General features: G+C 40.7%; 19 protein-coding genes. All 19 read right to left on the bottom strand.

All coding sequences use genetic code 11. The features are described 5' to 3' along the window. Positions 1-29: 29 nt before the first annotated feature. Positions 30-1,988 carry a nucleoside-diphosphate sugar epimerase/dehydratase gene (locus R7E38_RS19635; protein WP_318082000.1) on the bottom strand — a complete coding sequence of 653 codons (1,959 nt, stop codon included), beginning with the start codon at positions 1,986-1,988 and terminating at the stop codon, positions 30-32. Between the two features lie 230 nt (positions 1,989-2,218). After that, a complete protein-coding gene (locus R7E38_RS19640; RefSeq protein ID WP_318082001.1) occupies positions 2,219-2,767 on the bottom strand; it encodes a sugar transferase in 549 nt (182 codons plus the stop codon). Next, positions 2,764-3,681 (bottom strand): NAD-dependent epimerase/dehydratase family protein, encoded by a 918-nt coding sequence (locus R7E38_RS19645; RefSeq protein WP_318082002.1) that lies wholly within the window; start codon positions 3,679-3,681, stop codon positions 2,764-2,766. The genes R7E38_RS19640 and R7E38_RS19645 overlap by 4 nt, the downstream gene beginning before the upstream one ends. 39 nt (positions 3,682-3,720) lie before the next feature. After that, positions 3,721-4,728, bottom strand: a complete 1,008-nt coding sequence (locus tag R7E38_RS19650) for an NAD-dependent epimerase (RefSeq protein WP_318082004.1) — start codon at positions 4,726-4,728, stop codon at positions 3,721-3,723. 47 nt (positions 4,729-4,775) lie between these two features. After that, positions 4,776-5,591, bottom strand: a complete 816-nt coding sequence (locus tag R7E38_RS19655; protein WP_318082005.1) for a glycosyltransferase — start codon at positions 5,589-5,591, stop codon at positions 4,776-4,778. A gap of 66 nt (positions 5,592-5,657) precedes the next feature. Further along, complete coding sequence (locus tag R7E38_RS19660; RefSeq protein ID WP_318082006.1) at positions 5,658-6,923, bottom strand: glycosyl transferase; 1,266 nt, start codon at positions 6,921-6,923, stop codon at positions 5,658-5,660. 97 nt (positions 6,924-7,020) lie between these two features. Continuing rightward, the gene (locus R7E38_RS19665) at positions 7,021-7,965 is read right to left on the bottom strand and encodes a glycosyltransferase family A protein (protein ID WP_318082007.1); all 945 of its coding nucleotides are present in this window, start codon (positions 7,963-7,965) and stop codon (positions 7,021-7,023) included. A gap of 6 nt (positions 7,966-7,971) precedes the next feature. After that, entirely contained in the window at positions 7,972-9,129 is a 1,158-nt protein-coding gene (locus R7E38_RS19670; RefSeq protein WP_318082009.1) for an O-antigen polymerase, read from the bottom strand. Further along, a complete protein-coding gene (locus R7E38_RS19675) occupies positions 9,129-10,001 on the bottom strand; it encodes a glycosyltransferase family 2 protein (RefSeq protein WP_318082010.1) in 873 nt (290 codons plus the stop codon). Before R7E38_RS19675 ends, R7E38_RS19670 begins: the two co-directional genes overlap by 1 nt. Beyond that, complete coding sequence (locus R7E38_RS19680; protein WP_318082012.1) at positions 10,001-11,581, bottom strand: asparagine synthase-related protein; 1,581 nt, start codon at positions 11,579-11,581, stop codon at positions 10,001-10,003. The genes R7E38_RS19675 and R7E38_RS19680 overlap by 1 nt, the downstream gene beginning before the upstream one ends. Positions 11,582-11,587: 6 nt before the next feature. Next, positions 11,588-13,012: an oligosaccharide flippase family protein gene (locus R7E38_RS19685; RefSeq protein ID WP_318082013.1), complete on the bottom strand. Its 1,425-nt coding sequence runs from the start codon at positions 13,010-13,012 to the stop codon at positions 11,588-11,590. Then, the gene (locus R7E38_RS19690) at positions 12,978-14,075 is read right to left on the bottom strand and encodes a TDP-N-acetylfucosamine:lipid II N-acetylfucosaminyltransferase (RefSeq protein WP_318082014.1); all 1,098 of its coding nucleotides are present in this window, start codon (positions 14,073-14,075) and stop codon (positions 12,978-12,980) included. The genes R7E38_RS19685 and R7E38_RS19690 overlap by 35 nt, the downstream gene beginning before the upstream one ends. Next, complete coding sequence (locus R7E38_RS19695) at positions 14,075-14,791, bottom strand: dTDP-4-amino-4,6-dideoxyglucose formyltransferase (RefSeq protein WP_318082016.1); 717 nt, start codon at positions 14,789-14,791, stop codon at positions 14,075-14,077. The genes R7E38_RS19690 and R7E38_RS19695 overlap by 1 nt, the downstream gene beginning before the upstream one ends. Continuing rightward, the gene (locus R7E38_RS19700; protein WP_318082018.1) at positions 14,788-15,861 is read right to left on the bottom strand and encodes a DegT/DnrJ/EryC1/StrS family aminotransferase; all 1,074 of its coding nucleotides are present in this window, start codon (positions 15,859-15,861) and stop codon (positions 14,788-14,790) included. The genes R7E38_RS19695 and R7E38_RS19700 overlap by 4 nt, the downstream gene beginning before the upstream one ends. Further along, positions 15,861-16,730, bottom strand: a complete 870-nt coding sequence (rfbA, locus tag R7E38_RS19705; protein WP_318082019.1) for a glucose-1-phosphate thymidylyltransferase RfbA — start codon at positions 16,728-16,730, stop codon at positions 15,861-15,863. Before rfbA ends, R7E38_RS19700 begins: the two co-directional genes overlap by 1 nt. After that, complete coding sequence (gene rfbB / locus R7E38_RS19710; RefSeq protein ID WP_318082020.1) at positions 16,727-17,818, bottom strand: dTDP-glucose 4,6-dehydratase; 1,092 nt, start codon at positions 17,816-17,818, stop codon at positions 16,727-16,729. The genes rfbA and rfbB overlap by 4 nt, the downstream gene beginning before the upstream one ends. Positions 17,819-18,001: 183 nt before the next feature. Continuing rightward, positions 18,002-19,000, bottom strand: a complete 999-nt coding sequence (locus R7E38_RS19715; protein ID WP_282150318.1) for a Wzz/FepE/Etk N-terminal domain-containing protein — start codon at positions 18,998-19,000, stop codon at positions 18,002-18,004. A gap of 124 nt (positions 19,001-19,124) precedes the next feature. Beyond that, positions 19,125-19,505: a four helix bundle protein gene (locus tag R7E38_RS19720; protein ID WP_282150363.1), complete on the bottom strand. Its 381-nt coding sequence runs from the start codon at positions 19,503-19,505 to the stop codon at positions 19,125-19,127. A gap of 57 nt (positions 19,506-19,562) precedes the next feature. Beyond that, positions 19,563-22,247, bottom strand: coding sequence for an SLBB domain-containing protein (locus R7E38_RS19725; RefSeq protein ID WP_318082022.1), 2,685 nt, complete (start codon positions 22,245-22,247; stop codon positions 19,563-19,565). Positions 22,248-22,261: the final 14 nt, after the last annotated feature.

Below are 22,261 nucleotides of genomic sequence, written 5' to 3' on the forward strand. Positions count from 1 at the left end.
ACTCCGAAAAACAGTCCACTGATGCAAGTCTACGCATTGACAATATTGTTCGTGTCAGCTGGAGCCACCAACTTTAACTGACTCTTCTGGCTTTGGTTCCAAACTAAATCACCAATCCCATCAGTAGGATTGAAGCCAGTAGGTGCCTCCAGGAGAAGCTCACGGATACGCTCGTGATCCACCCCGTGACAAGCCAAGTCCAGTTTATCGAGCAAAGATTCATAGTCTTCAAGCGGCAGGTGAACTTCATGGGCAGTCATGATCCGCTCGTGGGCGGTGTTCTTAACGTTGTCGCCAATCAACAGTTCTTCGTATAATTTCTCACCAGGTCTTAGACCTGCAAACAGAATTTCAATGTCACCATGAGGATTGGACTTGGACTTCACTTCGAGACCGGAAAGGTGGATCAGATTGGTTGCAAGATCGGTAATCTTCACCGAGTCTCCCATGTCTAAAACGAACACGTCGCCCCCCTTACCCATGGCTCCAGCTTGAATGACCAGCTGAGCTGCTTCGGGGATCGTCATAAAGAAACGCGTGATCTCCGGATGAGTTACTGTAACAGGCCCACCGTTCGCGATTTGCTTTTTAAACAAAGGGATCACCGATCCGGATGAGCCTAATACGTTACCAAAGCGAACCATGCAAAACCGTGTCCCATTGGACTTTTTATTCTCACGCTCCGCCAGAGCCTGAAGTCCAAGTTCAGCCATTCGCTTGGTTGTCCCCATCACATTGGTTGGACGCACAGCTTTATCCGTCGAGACGAGTACAAAAGACTCCACCCCCGCCTCAATTGCTGCGCAGGCCGTAAGGTACGTTCCGTAGATGTTATTGCGAACGCCTTCCACAACGTTATATTCCACTAAAGGAACGTGTTTATAAGCCGCCGCATGGTAGACCGTTTGTACCTTGAACGATTTCATTGCCGTTTCCAGGCGATGCCCGCGCTGGACAGAACCTAAGAGCGGGATGATATCACAACGTAAGCCATGCTCTTCTTTGAGCTGACCCAACTCTCTATCAATTTGGTATAAACCGAATTCCGACAGTTCAAACAACACAATCGCCGTTGGCTGCTGCATCACAATTTGGCGACATAACTCAGATCCAATCGAGCCTCCGGCTCCAGTCACCATGACCACTTTGTCTTTTATGTTCGCTTCCAATAACACTTGCTGGGGCGCAACCGGATCACGGCCTAATAAATCTTCAATTGGGACGTCTTTGAGCTCATCAATTTTGGCCTTTCCGGACACAATATCGGTCATCTCCGGCACCGTACGCACCTCAACAGGCAGCTTAGCCAGCTCATCCAAGATAGCTTTTCGACGGGAGCGCTTGGCTCCAGGCACCGCGAGCAAGACTTGGGAAATATCGTGCTTATTGACTGTGGTCATCACATCGCACATTGAAAGCACGGGAAGCCCCAAAATGACCGTGTTCGTTAATGTTGGATCGCCATCAATAAAAGCGCGAACCCGATACTCTCCCGAACCACGCAGCGCCATGGCGAGCTGTCTCCCCCCCGAACCTGCTCCGTAAATCAACACTTCTTTACTTTTGTGCGCATAACTTTGCGCCACGAGAGAGCGAACAATCACGCGAGCGCCGCCACACAATAACGCTAAAAACGCCCCATAGATAATGGGCACGGTACGTGGAAACGGATCGCTGGTGTAAAAACTGAGTGCAGCAAGCAAGAGCGCTGAGACTACCGCCCCCATAGTGACCACAAACAAGGCCTGAAACGTGAGATAACGCAGTACTGCACGATACAAGCCAAGGCGTGCAAACACCGCAACAGTCACTACGGCAACCGCGACAAAAATGCCCCATACCACCGGGTTGGTAAAGTGTTCAATATTGCCCATGCGTACCAGCAAAGAGAGGTGAAACGCAATCGAGATAAGACCCACATCAATCAACACACTCACAATGCGCTTATTGGTGCGGGATAACTGCCAAAGAAATTGTAGACGTTGCATAGTATTTATTATTTGAGTTTATGAAATATTCGCTCACCAAACTGGTGATGAGATCCTCAATGAGTATAGGTTGTTCCTACTATTGGGATATTAGAATGTAGATAAAAAGTCATATGAAACGACCTTTGGTGTCTCACCGTGAGACATTCATCCCACTAACGTGCTGCCCCCCATGGCAAAGAGCACACAACCAGCCACCTTCACCAAGGCTACGTACCATTAGGAAACGGTTACTTGACTGCATCCCCTGCACCACTGCCCGTCGCGGTCATAATGATATACTTAAAGTAATGCGTGAGCGTCAAAGTATCAATCATTTGTTTATCGGTTTTGGCAAGCAGCTCCGGTGTCGACATATCAATGTTTTGTACCTGCGCCAAACCGGTAATACCCGGCAAAGCATCGTAAACACCTAAAGCATCACGCTCGTTAATTAACTCTTCTTGATTAAACAAGTTTGGGCGCGGACCGACTAGGCTCATTTCCCCTTTAACCACATTAATCAATTGTGGAAGCTCATCAATCTTGGTTTTTCGTAAAAAAGCTCCGAGTTTTGTAATCGAGGCAGTATTGGCTAAGTGACTCGCCACGGATTTCGTTTCCACTGACATAGTTCGAAATTTGATTAACTTGAATGGTTTCTTATTACGCCCCACTCGCTCCTGCACAAATATCGGTGAGCCAGTATCAAACATACCCAACACGACAACAATCAGAAGAACTGGCCATAGAAACAGCAAACCCAAAAATGCTGCCAAAAAGTCTATTGTACGAATCATTTTCGTCCTTTATTCAGTTGCGACATAGCCTCTTCCATCGAGAGTGGAGGAGTCCAGTCCAACAGTTGTTTCAAATTGGAATTATCTACGTGTAGGTTACCAACTAGCTGTTCGACAAGTTGTGTTTTTCCAGTCAATCGCCCAGCAAGCCGAAACAAACAGGCAGGAATTGGAAGTTGAATGATTTTTCGATTCAACCCTCGCGCAATTTGGTTAGTAAACTCACCTATCGATACTGTTTCGCCTTCACTCGCTAAAAACACCTGATCACTAGCGTTTGGGTGCGTAGCACAACGTAAAAGAAGGTCAGCTAAGTTCTGTGCTGCGATAAAGTCACGTTTATTACTAATCGTGCCAAATGGAAGAACAGGAACTCGTGCTATGAGCTTACTCAACAACCCGAAATTACCCGGGGCATCTACCCCATACACCAGAGTTGGCCTGACTATAACGAGTTCAAGCCCAGTCTCGTTTGCAATTTGTTTCAAACCTTGTTCGGCGGAGAGCTTAGAGTACGTATAATCATTATCGGGTAGAAGTGGGCTATCTGGTGTCAATGGAGCTTCATAAGTATTCGCGCCATGCACACCAATCGAGCTCACAAATACAAACCTTTTGACTCCAGCCAATGCAGCTTTTTGCGCTAAATGTAGCGCACCATCTACATTTACCTGCTGATAATCATCCCTGGTGAATGTTCGTGAATGAGCAAGCGCGGCAAGATGGATTACCGCATCAATACCACTAAAAGCATCAGACCAATCCGTTTGTCCATTAAGGGCAGCAACCGTATATTGCTCGCACCCCCAATGGTCACAGTTGTCATTTTCACGTACAACAATACGTTTTATGTTAGTGTCGCCACAAAAGTGACTTCCCACGAAGCCACTACTACCGGTCAGTAATATATTCATCAGTTAAAACTATTTTTGATTAACATTTTTATTGGACAGCTACTTAACTGAATAGTGAGCGCGGTACCATGCAATAAACTCAGCAACACCATTTTCCAAGTTAATCTGAGGCTTGTAGCCTGTCGCTTTGAATAAATCAGTTGTGTCTGCATAAGTTCGGTACACGTCTCCAGGCTGCATTTCTCTGAAGTTTTTCTTAGCTTCAATGCCAATTTCAGCTTCAAGTGCTTTAATAAAGTCCATCAAGTTCACCGGTGAGCCGTGACCAATGTTATAAACGGCGTATGGTGCAGAACTCGATGCAGGCGCACCCGTTTCGACTTTCCAGTCATCAGTTCGCTGTGGAACCGCATCTGCAATTCGCACAACACCCTCAACAATGTCATAAACATGCGTGAAATCGCGCCACATATCACCATTGTTATTAATGTCGATTGTTTCACCGTCAAATATCTTCTTAGCGAAGATAAAAGGAGCCATATCAGGACGCCCCCAAGAACCATAAACCGTGAAAAAGCGCAGCCCTGTGGTTGGAATGTCGTACAGATGGGAATAACTGTGAGACATCAACTCATTAGATTTTTTCGTCGCTGCATAAAGTGAGACTGGGTGATCTACAGAGTCAGATGTAGAGAATGGAACTTTTTCATTCAGGCCATAAACTGAACTTGAGGAAGCGTAAACCAAATGGCCTACCTTATGATTTCGGCAGGCTTCAAGGATATTCAAGTGACCAACCAAATTAGAGCTTGCATACGCTTGTGGATTATCTATTGAATAACGAACGCCCGCTTGAGCTGCTAGATGAATAACTCGGTCAAACTTGTGCTCTGAAAAAAGAGCTTCCAGCGCGACACCATCAGCGATGTCCATTTGTACAAACTCAAATGCAGGTGCTTGAATTCTTCTCAGTCTTGCATGCTTTAACTTGACATCATAGTAATCGTTGATGTTATCGATACCGATGACGCCATGTCCAAAAGAGAGGAGCTTTTCAGCTACGGCGCTGCCAATAAACCCGGCTGTGCCGGTAACCAAGTATTTCATATTTAATTCCAATTTTTACTGAACACGTCAGAGCTATATTCAAGCTATTATTTTGTGCGAGAGTCAAAAGACTTCATCAATTGGGTCAGTCTCACTTGAAGCTCAATTGGTAGCAAAGAGCGAACAAAAGGGACGAAGCAAACTAAGGACTTCACCAAGCCCAATTTACAAGACATACTCCCTTTAAATCCAATCTTGCCTTGCTTCCAAGCCAGTTTCGGTGACTGTTTCTGCAGTGTGTGCTGATCAAAACGGTACTCCATCAATTTCTCTTGAAGGTTACCAAACCTTAAACCATGCTTAGCTGCTCGAAACCAAAGCTCATAGTCTTGACGCCTTCTCAACGAGTTGTCATAGGCACCTATCTCATCTAATCTTGCTTTGACGAACATAACACTCGGATGAATGAAGGGGTTACACCAGAGTTTCCTAACAATATCAGCATGACTCTCTGGGTTAACTCTTACACCCGTTGTTTCACCAGTAAAATCGATGACTGAAGCTGCTGTACCAACAATATCAAGTTGATTTGATATAATATAACGCTCTTGCTTTTCCAGCCTTTCAGCAGCACAGACGTCATCAGTATCCATTCGGGCGACTAAATCCCCCGAGCAGTACTTCAACCCTTCATTCAGCGCAATAGCCAGACCTGAGTTCGTCGCCAACTGTACCTTAATGATTGACAACAAGATGCAGAACTCATCAACAACTTCAGTCAGCGCATCATTTACCGGACCGTCGAAAACAATCACGACTTCGTCTGGTTGTCTTGTCTGTTTGGCTAGACTTTCCAAACTCTGGGCCAAAAAATTAGGACTCTCCTTATCATAGAGAGACATCAATATTGAAATCTTATTCATCTTTCTTAATCAGCTTATGTTCACCACCTGCCGATCTGCAGATGAGTGATACTTAGCAGACTACTCCTAATTTAAGCTGATGTGATAAAGCTGTCGCTTGCCCGAAAACACAGAGTCGAAGAACACACTGTTGCCATCAGGTGACATTCTTGGGTGCAAGTCGCAACGCGTTTCGCCATTAAAATTAAACCCATGGAAAAATTCGCCAAGACGCTTAACCTCACCTGTTTTCCAATTGCACAGCATCAAATACTGCATGCGGGCTTTATCTGGATACGTGTCGGTAATAAACCAGTCTCCAACTACATGTGGGTGTCCATCGCCATACGAATCTAAGACACCGTTAGCAAAGTGGGTCATATTGCCAGTATGAATATCGATCAGCCAATATGCATCTTTTTCGCCTGGCCCTCTCAGGTAACCCAAAATTGTTGAATCATCCGCCCAAAAACAGTGACTCACCATCCCGTGGGCAGCGAGTGTCTTGACCTCTTTACCATCAGTCGTAGACAGCATTAATCGGTCAACACGACGCTTGCCTACAAAATAACGATGAAGGAATATAAAATGCTCACCAGAGCGAGAAATGCTAACATGGTTTACTTTATGGGTGGCATTATTAAAGCTCGACTGATGATCAATTGCCTTTACATCATCAATAGATAGTAATAGTTCACTTTGACCCGATTCGATTGAAACCTTCCAAATACCATCTTTATCAGTTTGCTGCAGTTCCTCTTCCTTCAGGGGGGGAAGGTTTCGATACCCATAGTCGGGTCTCATCGCCATCAATCGACGGTAATTCAAGGACAAGAAGTAATCACTCTTAAATGAGTCTTGCACAGCATGTTCAAATCGTTTGACTTCTTTATGAGTCTTAATTGAGAAAACGCGACTAATGTACTTCTGGATCTCATCATCAAAGTCATTAAAGATGAAGTGTTCCGAATCAAGCCAATGTGCCCTTGAGCCCTGTTGCCAGTTAAACGCTCTAGTTTTTACCTCAAAGAGTTCATTACCATTGGAGTCAATAATAACAATTGCTATCGATTGATTTCCTTGTGGCAACTCCTCCGTTCTAGAGCCGCTTCTGTGAACCAGCGTGTGGTTGTTGTCTGTAACAGGAGATTTGTCAAAGTAGCCAAAGAAACTTTCGCGATCTCTATCTCGGTTAAGAGGTATAACTTCAAAATCTGAATCGTATTCATAATCCTTTTTTGAACGAAAATAAACAAGTCTAGAGTAAGCGGCCTTAGCAAAATTCTTAAAAAAGGGCGCCCTTGCTAATAAACGCGCAATAGTGCGTTCAAACGGGTTGTATGAGTTACTCAAACTAACACCTACAATAAAAAATTTAAAACAATGAAACTTTGACACAGCAGTGAAGGAGCTCTCTGTTCGACAAAAGTGCCTGCGATTAGTTCTAATTTCACATTCGACTACGTAATTTTATGAGAAACAAGGGAGAGGAAACACTCAAGAGCATCAAGACTAATGTCCTAAACTTAGGTGTAGTAATAAAAGAACTATAATAGTATTTCGCAGACCCCAATCGTTTACCAATAGACACCGCTTGCGCTGCTAAAAAATCAAATTGCTTTGAAGAGCGTTGGCTGCGTTCTTTTTTTGTTAGGCACCGGTCTACTAGGTCTCTATGTTTGCGGTTCAGCAAATCAACACCCTGCTCATAACGAACCAATTCCGAAGAAATTCTCTTTCTTTCAAAAGAACGATGAGAAATCGCTAATGGCTTCTCCACAACACCTATTTTGGCATTGAAGCATATAATCCTAATCCACAAATCATACTCTTCCCTCGCCTGAAAGCTGACATCAAACCCCCCAAGCTCAAGAAAGAGACGTTTACAAACTAAACATGAGATTGTTGCACCAAGATAGTTTTCGGTACAAATCGACTTCAGCGGGTTTTCGACATTGCTTGTTTTTGTAACATATTCTATGCCAAGCCCCTCATATCTAACTATTAGTTGTGAGAATACAGCGTCTAAATTTTGCTTTTCAAGCATTGACATTTGCTCTTCAAGTTTATTAGGTAGCCAAATATCATCGTCATCGAGAAATGCAACATACGAACTCCGCGCAAATTGAGCTCCAAGATTTCTAGAACTGGAAGCACCAGAGGAAGAATTTGATAGAAAAATTATATCAACACTTGGATAATCCTGACTAAAAGTTTCTACAACATCTTGCGTCAACAAACTACCTGTATCATCAGCTACTATGATTTCTGATGGCAGCAATGTTTGATTGAGAACAGACATCATAGACCTTTTCAGTAGCTCTGGACGTTCATGTGTTGGAATAACAACCGCCACATCAGCCTTTTCGTGGCCACCTTCAACTTTAATATTCATACAACATCAACCTTTAGTAATCTTAACTCTAGCAACCAAGTCTATAAAAACAACAAAAAATAAAGTAAAAAATCCATCCAAACTTATTATAGGAAACGAAAGAGCGGTGGTGAATAAACCCCAATAAATCATAACAAAAACAAGAGGGAAACTTTTCAACCAGAAGGAGATGGCTAACAAAGAATAAACAAAAATAGATTTAAAAATCAAACCTAAAAAACCATAAGCCCCATAAAACCATGCCCACCATGGATATATTACATTAGCGAAATGTTGGCGATAATCACTATAAAACACTCGAAATTTTAGAACAAACTCACTATCTACTAAAGAGCTTTTGTCAATCAATAAAAACTCTCTACCAAAGAACTCTCCAACATAACCAAAAAAAGGAAACAAATATTTGTCATTATCATAGGCGAAGTTAATTGCAAACTCTGCCAAGTAGAAAGAATAACCACCATATAAAAAATAATCTTCCAAAGGCTTCATCGGACCCATGAAGTTTGATTCGAGAGCCCGATTCTGTACAAAAATAGTGACAAAAAGTGCTATTGAAACCATTACAACCGAGAAGATAAATAGCCTAAAAAATTGTCTTCTGTTAAAATCAACGAATGTGATAATCAATACAAAAATAAGAACAGTTAAAATATTAGCTCTAGAGGTAAAAACAATAGTTACGAGCACAAAACCGATTACAGCTAAAAACCTAACCAATTTATTGGTTGATGAAATACATACTAAAACAACAGTAGCGACAAAGAACTTTGCCGCTACACTCAGAATTAAAGGGGTTTGCCCGAGAGTATCAACCAATTCTTGACGTGAAAACCCGGCAATAATCAAAGAAATGAATGAGCCTGATTGAGATAACGTAACAACCAAGAAGAGCAACTGAACACAAAGTAAAATACTAGATCTGTAGAATGAGCCTAATTTTGTCCGCCATGATTTTTGTAGGAAATTAACATCATTACGAGAAAAAAAAACCAAAAAGACCAAACTACTCAACAATGCATCAAAGAATGAGACCCAAAGTACATTGGTGGAAACCAAATCAGACAACCCATAAAGATGAAAGACAATCATTCTTCCTAAATATAGGCCAAGAGGTATTACTGACAAGACAACAAGACCAGATGAAATACTTTTCTTAGCCATTATCTTCTTTCTTCGCTTTTATTAAATAGGCCAACAAAAATCTTCTCAAAAGTTGAAATCAATCGCAAATAATAACGAATGAAGAAAGCTATACATTTCTCAAAACAAGTTAAACTAGAATTTCCACATAATCTCACACCAGATTTTATGGGAGGAGCAAAACCCAAAAGTGTGTTAAAAAACTCTTTTTTTCCATTTTTCCTCAAGTGACCCGCAGATTCTCGCCTTGTTTTTACTATTATCTCACTGAAACTTCCTCGTGAAGGATGATGTATAACAACATTGTCAGCATACATGATATTAAAGCCACATGCTGCAGCTCTTTGCCCCCATTCAGAGTCACCTCCGGAAAGTAGCTTTTCATTAAAACCCCCAACAGAATCGAAAACTTCTGAGCGAACAACCAAATTTGCCGTCGCGGCCATGTTTTGACGTGTGGTATAGTAGCGCTGATCAAATGCAAATGCTTTTTCATAAATCAAAAGAAATGTATTAACCTTCTCCCCTTGGGGAAAAATATCAATTCGGCCACCAATTCTTGACACATGACTGTTGGAATCAAATAATTCAATGGCATTTGTCAGCCAATTCTCATCTACTATACAATCTGAATCCGTAAAAGCTATATAATTAAAATTATTTTTAACCTGCTCTAAAGCCTTATTTCTTGCACTGTAAGACCCAGGTTTAGGCTCTTCCAAAAGCACTACATTATTTGGCAAAGGAAAGGGACAATTACTATCCACATCATTATTAACAACAAAAACACTAATATTTTCTTTTGGATAACTCATTCTATCAATAGAATTCAAACAAAGTCTAAGCCTGTCCCAGTCTCTGTAAGTAGGTATAATAATTGCCACTGTTTTCATTAGTTAGCCTCGCAGTAATTCAAAAATCTTTCTGTAGTATAAATACAACCTAGCATTTCGAGGTATTTACTGTCAGAATAACTAGAGAGAGTAGACCTTAGCTCATCAGAAGTGAAAATCCAAACACCGTAAAATGATATTCCTTTGTCTACTAGACGTTCTACTTTGTCTACAAAATCACCATTTCTCATCCATTGGCTATATCCCTGATATGATTCACCTTTAGACTTAGATAAGATTTTTTTTATTCGTGACTTTAATGGAGAAATTTTCTTTAAAACAAAGCTCTTGGCCTTGGGATATTTCAACCTTGAGTTTGAAACAACTTTACCAGTATTAACCCATTCAACACTATCAAAGTACTCTGGGTAGTACTTTCTCAACATTACAGAGTACAAACTCGACCTGTATCGAAACTCATCTGGTAAAGAGTAAATGAAATCCATTAACTCATAATCGACGAAAGGTTTGAGATTTATGATTTTTTCTTCGAGTATTTCCGAACCAGACGCGACAAACCTAGTACCCCGCAAATATATCTGATATGGGTCAACACACTCAAAGGAAAAAAAATCGTCCTCTAAAAAGTTGTATTTATTACAATCACCAAACTTATCGTGAACATATTCAATATCAACGTTTTCATTAAGCGTATTGTTTAAATAACTTCCGCCCATGATGACATCACCAATAAATCCGTTCATAACATGTGTGGATTTATTGGACATTTTTTCTATAATGCAAGCCGCATGCATATGATAATAATTAAACATACCGTCACTAGATAGGATGCAATCATCTCTTCCATCCTGCCAGTTATGAGAGTCGATATATACATAGTTCGTATCAATATCAAATTTACTACTTAACTTGTCAATACAGCCAAAATCTGAACAACCTTTCTTTCCGAAAGTGTAAGTAGCAATCGGTTTTTTGTGTTGTTTCCTCGATTCAGCATAAATCACTCGCGAATCGAGCCCTCCACTTAACATGATAGATAAACTGTCACTATCAGATAGTTGACTTATACATCGTGCTACTGATTCGGTAAACAATTCATATACTCTATCTACTGCTTCCTCGAAACGAACAGGCTTTTTTTTAATCTCCCTCCAGGACCAGTAACTCGTTTCTTTCAATACCGTCTTACTCTCAATATCACACTCATATATAGTAGCTGGATAGCATCTTTTAACTTCCGAAAACATTGTTTTGTTCTCAACATAATGCCCGGTCCTTATATATTCCAAAATAGCGTCTTTATCTATTGTTAAGCAATCAAAACCTCTAAAGGCACTCACTTTTCTTGCGAGCATTATTCCGTTAGGTAAAGTTGCAATATAAAATGGGCTAATGCCTAATCTGTCAGTAAACACGTATAAACTGTCAGACATTGACTTCTTATAAACTAAACTATAAACACCATTCAAATTTCGAGCAAAATCACAAATGGAAGTTTTGGATTTCATCACCTCAGAAATTAGAACATGATCGACGACCTGACCTTCGTATGTAGCATATCCATTAAACTCGACAAACTCGTCTTCTTTTGAAACACTACCAACCTCAATAAAATTCATATAGACCTAACTTACTTCAGAGACCAAAAGGCTTTTCAACATATATCTATTGCAATAGATATAAATAAGTGAAGAAATTACCACCACTAGACAGTTCGAAAAAAACTGTCCAATAGGTATTGAATCAATAACAGTTCGAACAATAACCCAACAAACACTAAACACAAGCATTGGCTTAATAAACTTGTAGATAACAAAACTAAAACTAAAAGACAAATAGTTATTCAAAACAAATTTCGTATTCAACACGAAAACAATAATTTGTACCGCAATCATCCCAGCAATCATAACTTCAATTTCAAACTCGGACAAAATAAACAGACTAACCAGCCTCACAATGGTAACAAAAATATTCCAATATAACGATATATTGACTTTACCCAAAACTTTAAGCATCAAACCGGAGGGTACACCAACAGATATAATAAACATATATATAGCTAATAGTGTAAGCAATGAAGAATAAGATCTCCAACTTTCGCCAAATACAATTGAAATCACAAACTCTGAATTGAGTGCGAAGTTCATGTAAATTAAAACATTTGTCACCGCGAGAAATGAAAATATACTTATAAACTGCTCACTCCGGCTCTTATCCTCGTCAGACACACACAATTTAGGGAATACTACCTTGTTAATAATCGGATTCACTATGAGCATAGATGGTCTGAATACCAAATTCCTTACGTTTGAATATATACCTAAACTTTTGACACCATAATTCGAAGCTATAATAAATTGGTCTATCTGAGAACTAACATAGTTAACTAAACTATCTAAAAGCTGATAACTACCATAACTTATCATTGTTCTCATCTTTATCAGATTCACTTCCATCTTATAGAATTTTAACCAACCTTTAGAGTAGATAAGTGAAATTAGAAGAGTAGTTAAAGCCAATACATACTGCGAATATATATAACCCGAGACACCATAACCAGACAATATAAAAAGCAGCACGCAAGAAATGTACAATAAGCTAGAAATTAGTTCTACTTTAGCAAGTAGTTTAAATTTTAAATCTTTCTGCAGGTAAGACAGAATGACACCAGACACACTCCTAAATAAAAAAATAAGGGAAAAGAGTCTAAACGGGTCAATATATTTCGAATTAATATTATTTATACTAAACAACTCAACCAACAACAGCGTTGCAAATACTAGTATAACACCGAGAATCACAGAGAAGTTCAAAACGCTCGACCTACAACTATCATGCTTGTCATAGATAATAGCTGACGATAGTCCGCTGTCGGATAATGTTTGAGCTAACCCAGACACCATCACCAATATAGCAATAATACCTAATTCTTCTGGGGTTAGAAACCTTGCAAGTATGACTAATTGTGCTACTTGCACAAATGCCTTAATAACAAGGTTGACAGCAAAAATACATTCACCGTTTTGTAGCACTAATTTTCTTGATTTCATTCAGGAGATTTCTTGACTTATTATCAACATAGTCTTTGCTGTATAATCTTGAAATTATAGCTCTATTAGAAATAGCATTATCTAGGCTTATAGAAGCAAAACCTTTATTCGCAACATCCTCAACATCCTTTATGATTACTCCTAACCTTCTCAGATAAGCATATAAAGGATTATCAGAACGCAAATATACTGTTTTGCCAAAGTAAAGAAGAGTTATAATATTCCCTAGAGCTTGCTGACGATAATGATTCATTATCGCATACTTGCAATCCATTAGCATTTCTGTATATCTGTCTATGCTCATAAAGGTCTTTATTAACTTAACTCTATTAACTATATGGTAGTTGCTAATTTCTTTTTCCAGTCGACAAAGGTACTCCTGAGAGCCGTAGCTTACAGGAACTATCAACTGTTGGTCTTTATATAAACTGTTAGCGACATCTTCTATAACATCTATATGATTGTTAGATGGGTCTGCACTATTCCCTACCAACAATAAATTTTCATCCCCAATGTTAATTGGGTTATCAATATTATCACTACCAATCCAGTCAGATAGATAACCGTAATTCCAATCTATAGTTTTATTTATATCAACCTTATCTTTTAACAACTCGTACTCTTCCTGGATAACTGGACAAAATATGTCCATATCCTTTGCAAGCCTTTTTTTTCTTCTATTAAGAATAAAGCTCTTTATTTTACTCCCACTCACTTTGTCTCTAAGCAGCTTTTTCGTGCGATTTGAGTATAGCGGTATGTTGATATAGTCGTAATAATCGAACCCCATACCAATCCATACCTTAACTAAACTGGAAGGTAATTTTAATTTATATGGTCTCAAGGAGTGAAAGATCACGGCTGTTATCTCATGCTTCCCCATTGATTTTCTTATGTAGTTATTTAGTTGATTAACACTTATCACATCTGCTGGAGATTTAACATATTTTAATTGTGCCGAACCAGATATAACTACTAGGAGCTGTGGAATACTTGATACTTCACTAAATTGCCTTATTGACATATCAACGAATTTATCATCATAAGACACATGTAAAAGCACTATTTATCTTCCTCTGATGTCTCTATTGAAATTTTCACCCTGTGACCTTCATCATTGATAAAGTAAGCGTTAGAGTATGGAGGGTGCGTCAAAGATCTTAACAAATTGTAAAACTCCTTGAATGTACCAACTCTTTGCATATCTATCTTACAAAGATTTCGAAAGTCTTCCATAGAATTGTAGTTTCCTTCATTCAACATAGGTCTCGCTACATAGTTATTTTTAATAATTTCTTCAAAATGTAAATCTAGAAGTTCGACCTCTGCTGTAACAACCCTATCATATACACTTTTGGATGTATCTGACTCATAAATTGTTACTTCTTTTTGAGCTATAATCTTTCCATGATCTATTTCTTCATCCATTTCATGGATAGTAGCGCCATGTGGCATGCCGTTATTGATTGCGAAAACCTGTGGGAACCAACCTCTATTAAATGGATTTAATCCCGGATGAATATTGATACACCTGACAGAATTCACTAGTTGCTTAGGAAATATTTTTTTACAATGGCACGAAACGACCAAATCATAATTATAAATAAGAAAAGTATAATTTGACTTAACATCCAGAATTTGAACATCATCAGAAAATAGTTTTTTTGATTGTTCGTTGCAATAATAAGAGTACACTACGCCCTTTAAATCATGCTTTTGTGCTATTTCCGCAAAGCTTTGGTAAATCCCCGGATTGTCAGTAATTACGGCAACCTTCATTTCAATGCTTCCTCAATAATATTCGTAACCATAGTTATTTCATTTTTATTTAGTGAAAAAAATAAGGGTAAACACATTATTCTGCATGATATGGATTCAGCATTGGGCACTTTGTCCTTCGACATGCCAAATAGAGCTTGATTCAACGATGGATAAAAATACCTACGTGCGAATATATCATTTTCTTTTAGTAAGCTCATTGTTCGGAGCAGAACCTCCTCCGAATCTAGTATTACTGGCATATATGAAAAGAGCGATTGTGAACTCTTTTGGAGTGATATGTTTGACAGCCCCTCAAGCTTGCTATGATAGAAAGTAACTAGTTCTTTTCTTTTCTCGATAATTTCTCCGATATCATCGAGTATACACAACCCCATCGCTGCCTCGAACTCATTCATTTTTGCATTGGTACCTACACCTAAAAGTTCACCACCTTCAACTATACCAAAATTTATTAAGTTCCTAACGTCTTTTGCCAATCTATCGCAATTAGTAAAGACTGCACCTCCTTCAATAGTGTGAAATATTTTGGTTGCATGAAAACTGATAGTGCTTGCATCGCCATAATTCAGTATGCTTTTTCCATCATATTCAATGTCAAAAGCATGCGCTGCATCGTAAATGACTTTAATATTGTGCTTTGCTGACAGTTGAGCAATTTTTTCAACATCACATGGATTTCCAAATACATGCACAGGGACTATTGCTGAAGTACGTTCAGTTATTAATTCCTCGATCTTATCCGCATTTATGTTTAACGACTCACTATCGATATCACAAAACACAGGCTTCAATCCTTCCCAGGTCATTGTGCTAGTAGTGGCAGCAAAACTGAAAGGAGTAGTGATCACATCCCCTTCTAAATTCATTGCTTTATACAAGATTTGGAGAGCTAAACTGCCATTAGCAACACAAATTGCATGTTTCACGCCAAATCTATCCGAAAGTTTGGATTCTAACTCTTGAACTAGTGGGCCACTATTAGTTAAGTGATTTGATTTAAAAATTCTATCTATATAAGACTTATATTTTTCAATTTCAGGTAAATACGGTTTATTTACTGGCAACATTATGAATTCTCCAACAAGCTAAACAGGTATTTGCCATATTCATTATTTTTCATTTTCAACGCTACACGCTCTAAAGCAGTGGCTTTCAACCAGCCATTATTAAAAGCAATTTCCTCTAAACACGCAATTTTGAACCCCTGCCTTTTTTCTACGGTTTCAATGAATTGGGCAGCTTCCAATAAGCTTTCATGTGTGCCCGTATCCAGCCAAGCAAAGCCTCGACCTAACATCTCGACATTTAGATTGCCTTGTTTTAGATATACTTCATTGAGACAAGTTATCTCAAGCTCCCCACGCTCAGAAGGCTTGACCTGTTTCGCAAGCTTGATTACGTTGTTATCGTAAAAATATAGGCCTGTGACCGCGTAATTTGACCTAGGTATGGTAGGTTTTTCTTCGATTGATATTGCTTTTAGGTTTTCATCAAATTCAACGACACCAAAACGCTCTGGATCTTTCACTTGATACCCAAAGACCGTTGCACCATCATTCCTATTAGCGGCCGCTTTGAGTTTAGGACTAAATGATTGCCCATAAAAAATGTTATCCCCAAGTACTAAGCATACTGAGTCATTGCCAATAAATTCTTCGCCAATAATAAAGGCTTGGGCTAGCCCATCTGGGCTTGGCTGAATAGCATATTCAAGGTTAATACCGAAATCAGAACCGTCACCTAATAAACGTTTAAAGCATTCATTGTCCTCAGGGGTTGTAATAATAAGAATATCTCTGATTCCCGCGAGCATTAGAGTCGATATCGGGTAATAAATCATTGGTTTGTCATAAACTGGAAGTAGTTGCTTAGATGTCCCACGAGTCAAAGGGTAAAGACGTGTACCCGAACCACCCGCTAATACAATACCTTTCATTTTTTTTCCTCACCTATAACTACACCTAGACGCTCACGTTTATAGCTGCCATCTTGCACATTCTGACACCAAGCTGAATTATCCAAATACCATTGCACGGTTTTTCTAAGACCTGTATCAAACGTCTCTTCAGGTGTCCAGCCTAGCTCTTCTTGCATCTTACTTGAGTCAATCGCATATCGGCGATCGTGGCCTGGACGGTCTTGAACGTAAGTAATTTGCTCGGCATATGGCGTTTCTTTTGGCACGAGCGTGTCCAAAATTTCACAAATCGTGTGCACCACTTCGATGTTTTTCTTCTCATTGTGACCGCCTATGTTATAGGTCTCACCCACTTGCCCTTGCGTCACAACTTTATACAGCGCGCGAGCATGGTCTTCGACAAACAGCCAATCACGGATTTGATCGCCTTTGCCGTAGATAGGAAGATCTTTACCTTCAAGGGCATTGAGAATAACTAGCGGGATTAATTTCTCTGGGAAATGGTAGGGACCATAATTGTTTGAGCAGTTGGTCACCATGGTTGGTAAACCGTAGGTACGAAGCCATGCTCTCACTAAATGGTCACTGGAGGCTTTTGAGGCAGAGTATGGGCTCGATGGCTCGTACGATGTGGTTTCAAGAAACATCGGAAGCTCTGTGCCTTCAGGCACTTCGTCTGGATGCGGCAGATCGCCGTAGACCTCATCGGTCGAGATGTGATGGAAACGAAACGATGACTTTTCGCTTTCATCGAGTGTATTCCAATATTCACGAGTTGCTTCTAACAGTGTATAGGTGCCAACTACGTTGGTTGCGATAAATGCAGCAGGGCCTGTGATAGAACGATCGACGTGCGACTCTGCTGCGAGGTGCATCACCGCATCAGGCTTATGGGTTGCAAATACTCGGTCAAGCTCTGCGCGATCACAAATGTTCACTTGCTCAAACGTGTAACGAGAGTTTGAGTCAACACTTGTCAGTGATTCGAGATTACCTGCATAGGTTAAGCAGTCTACATTAACGACACTGTCAGCTGTATTCTCTATGATGTATCGCACCACCGCAGAACCAATAAAGCCCGCGCCACCAGTCACAAGTATTTTCATTTTATCTACCAACGTTAAAGCAGAGCCTTGTAAGGCGCTGCTGATTTTCACTTTTTCATCTCAGACATTCAAACTATCTGAGACACTTTTTATTCATTTTGAGACAGTCTATTTTCACTATCTCATTGTAATTGCTTGTTTTAGCCTAGCTTCCTAAACCCGCCCCAATGGCTTCTGTAGAGCCTAGGCTCTGGATGCTAGGTCCTCTATATCTTCATCCTTTCGAAACGCAAATCGTACTAACACAACTGCGACACCTAGCATTCCACCCAGTAATGTACCTAGTACACAGATCAGTGCGCGTTTAGGCCCATCCTTAAATTCTGGAACCACAGCTGGATCGACTGTCTTAAACACAAACTCTTCTTGAACTTCTGCCAACATTAAGCTTTTGGTTTGTTCTTCTATAAGCTTGTAAAACGTGCTTTGCATATCAGCTACGGCCGTTTTCTGTAGCTGAGTATTCAAATAAGCTAAGTTTTGAGACGTTTCCGCGATCGTACGCTCACGCATGACTTTGTTGATATCTTCAATCAGCCAGTTAACCCATTGCTGAGCAATATAAGGGGAGTAATGCTTCACCGATACCGTGTATAAGCCACTTTCTTTGTCTTGATTTACACTTAAGGTATCTTTACTGAAACGTTCAAAAGCCTCTTGCGCTGTTGGTTTTGCACCGCGAAGACCTTCGGGTTCGCGTAACCACTTGCCAGTATTCTGATCATATAGTTCTTCATCTAAAACTAATTGGTTATTAGATAAATCCCAGTCTTTTGCTGCCATTAACGGTACTAGCAAGTCATGTTTATTGATGTATGCGTCGACAAACTGGCGAGACTTCATGACTTGGACTGCAAGATCGGTTTGCGAAGTTTCGCCGCCACCAAGATTAACCCCAGCGAGTGCTGCTAACCCACCAAGCTGGCCAGCCATTTTTGATAAGCCGCCTCCGCTTGAGCTTTCTGCAGGTGCTAATAAAGCATCGGCTTTGTAAATATTTGGAAGGCTTAGGGCATAAAGAACTGAAGCCACGGCAAATACAAATGTTGTGGCGATGATGACCCACTTGCCTTTCCAAATCGCTTTAAACAGTTCGCGCAGATCGATTTCATCATCAGCGATCGCGGAGGTTTTCGGGGGATATGGTAAGTACTCGTGATGTTGAGGTTTATTTTGTTCCATGGATTGTTTAGGTCCTAGGGTCCTAGGTCCTAGATCCTAGGGGTTAAGCTAGGGGCTAGGGGTAGGATTGGTTAAAAATGTTAGAGTCAGGAGCCTAGAATTCTAGAAAACACCCTGAGTTCATTTATTCGTATAGTGCTGAAGGTTCGCGGACTGAGCCTTTTCTGCGTCTTATAAGGGCGGCTAGCATTGCTGATATTTCTTTGGTTTCGTTGATTAGGGCTAGGCCTTTTTGTTTTTCTATAAAGCCTGCTTCTATGCCGATGTAAAGTTGGGTTATTGCTTCGCCAGCGGAGCCTTTTGCAATATAAAGAAACCTTGCGGACTCGTTTGCTGTTTCTCGCTCTTCCCCTTCAGCAATGTTAGATGCGATTGAAAGTGCACTTCTGGTCAGTTGATCTTTAAAGCCGTAGTTCTTACAACTATCTAGTTCTTTATATAACTCACAAGACAAGCGACAACTACGTTTCCAAACTTCGAGTTTTTCAAAAGCAAGCTGTCGCATCATCCACTTCCAAATCTTTGGGTTTCCTAGGACCTAGGATTCTAGGCCCTATAACCTTTACTTAAGCGCATTTATCGCTACACCTGTTTGATACAGGATTTGCGTTGCGGCGGTCCAGGTGCTTAGAGCATCGCGGTAATCGGTATCTATTGGTACAACAATGGTATCGCCTGCACTGAGTTCTTCATTATTATTACCAAACCAGTAGCCTGATGTTGGTTTGTACACAGAGCCATCTGCACGTACAACGAAGATGCGGTCTTCGTCCGCTTGTTTTTTCGCGCCGCCCGCTTTGTTTAGGTAATCATCCACATCCAGCTTACTATCTAGCAGATAGGTAATAGGAACCTGAACTTCGCCCATGATGGATACGGTATTGCGGAAGGTTGGAACGAATAAGAAGTCGCCATCTTCTAGCATAAAGTCGGTAGAACGCTCACCTTTGGTGATACGATCTAACTGAACCACCATACGGCCAAGTGCTTTACTGCGGCTTGCTTCTTCAACAAACTTCAGGGTTTTCTCTGGGTCAGAAATAACTGAACCTAAGTTGCTGTCGGCGCGGAAGGTTTTCTTCGCAGTTTCTGCACGCATATCAGCAGCGTACTCGTTGAGTAGCTTCTGCTCTTGTAGGCGTAGTGCTTCACGTGTAAATATTGCACCTTGCGGATGTGCAAACTCAGTCAAACCACCAGCTCTTTCCAGTAGTTGTCCTAGTGTCTCACCCTGACTCACTGTGTAAGTACCAGGGAAGCGAACTTCACCTTGTAGTGTTACTGTGCTTTGCAACTTAACATTTGGCTTTTCTAAAATGTTTAAACGGTCACGACCTGCAATAATCGCGTCGTCCGTAGTACTACCCTGAACCGCTTTACGTAGATCGATACGTTCCACATCAACATAAGCGCGCTCATCGACGTTATTGATAACAGTTCGCGCCAGTTCGGCATTGATGGTAAAGGCGTTGTAAGTCAGTCCACCTGCTGCTTCAACCAGCGTAGAAACCGTCATTCTTGGTGTAATTGGGTAACGGCCAGGGTGTTTTACTTCGCCGAATATCTCTGCGATTTGTGGTGCTAGGCCCAAACGAGACTGTTGTTGCAGTTGTAACAGCACTGGTGCTAGCAAAGTACGACGAGTGTTTTGCTTAAGTGCTTCAAAATCTTCTCGCGTGATTTCTTTACCACGGAAAATCATCTTGGTTTTATTAGCATTCGCTTTTGATTTGCTATCCACCGAAGCCACAGCAACTGGAGAGTTCAAGACTTCTTGCTCTTGTTGTAGATCTTGTTGTGCTTGAGCTTGGGCTTCCTCAAGTGTTTTGGCTTTTGCAACAACATCTTCTTCAGCAAAATTATCTAAGTCTTCATTATTAAAACGGTTAAAGACCAGCACTCGGTCACGAGATTTTAATTGCAGGTTGTCTTTACTGCCTGGCGATAAAATTGCTTTGGCAAGGTTAACTTGATGAACTTCAATATCTCGTTGAGGATTAATTTCCCGTACGATTACGGCGTAATTAACGTCTGCTGTTGAGTTAAAAGAAGAGTCAACGGAGTTAAAAAGGTCTGCGATACGTAACCCATTATTCCATTCAACAAAACCAGGATGGCGCACGTCACCTTCTATTTGAACATAGCGAGTCAGCTCTTCGCTTTTCTTCAATACGTTGACTTCATCACCCACTTTAACTTTCGCTTGTTGGCCTTGGGAATTAATAAAGTTCAGCGTTAATGCTTCTCGGCTACCTTCAGTGCCGTAGCGTTTTATGTTGATTTGTTCAAAGAAGGCGTTGGCAGTAAAACCACCCGCCATTTGAATTAATTGTTTGTAAGTTTCACCCGGTTTGACTTCATAAATCGCAGGGCGGTTAACTTCACCATCAACTGAAACGGTTTGTGCCACCGAGCCAATAAATACTACGTCTCCCGGCATTAAGCGTACATCGTTACGAGCGTCGCCTTTTAGTAATAAGTCGTACATATCCAGTTTACGAATTACCTGACCATTACGCTTAAGTTGCACGTTACGCAGGGCACCACTCTCATTAAAGCCACCACTGTAGTAAATCGCTTGAGAGATTGTGGTTAGTGCACTAACTGTGTAAGCACCTGGTTTGTACGCATCACCCATAACAAAAACTTGCATGGTGCGCATTTCACCTAGCGAAATGTCGCTGCGCACACCAATCATTTGCTCTTTTACTCGTTGGTTTAGAGAATCACGCACATCAGAGAATGTCATGCCGGCCACTTGAACAGGACCAAGGGAAGGGAAGTTGATGATGCCTGCACGATTAACACGAAGACGATGCGTTGTGTTCTCTTTACCAAAAAGTTGGATAACGATTTCATCACCAGCTCCTACCGTGTAGTCTGCAGGCACAGGTACATCACTAATTGGTGCAAACGTCGTCGGTGAACCCGCAAACAAATCTAGACCAAAACGCTTTAAACCTTGTTCACCTTTTTCTGAGTCTTCTGAGTCGCTAGCTTTTGCCTCAACAGTACTACTAGCAGCCGAGCGTTGCTCAATCACTTGAGGGTTTTGATAACTACTTGGCTGAGAAGAAACGCCGGAAGGAATAGAGATACCATACTTACTCGCCAATGCTTGTTGCTGGTCAGCAGGTAAGTTCTGAAACATCTGAATTTGTTCTGGGGTTGGAGTCTGCGCATTAGTAAGCGGCGCAAATAGGCTTGCCAGAATGCAAGCACCTATCGAGAAATATCCTTTGAGCATGATAATTCGCTATT

The organism is Vibrio sp. Vb2131, assembly GCF_033338535.1.
Lineage (GTDB): Bacteria > Pseudomonadota > Gammaproteobacteria > Enterobacterales > Vibrionaceae > Vibrio > Vibrio alginolyticus.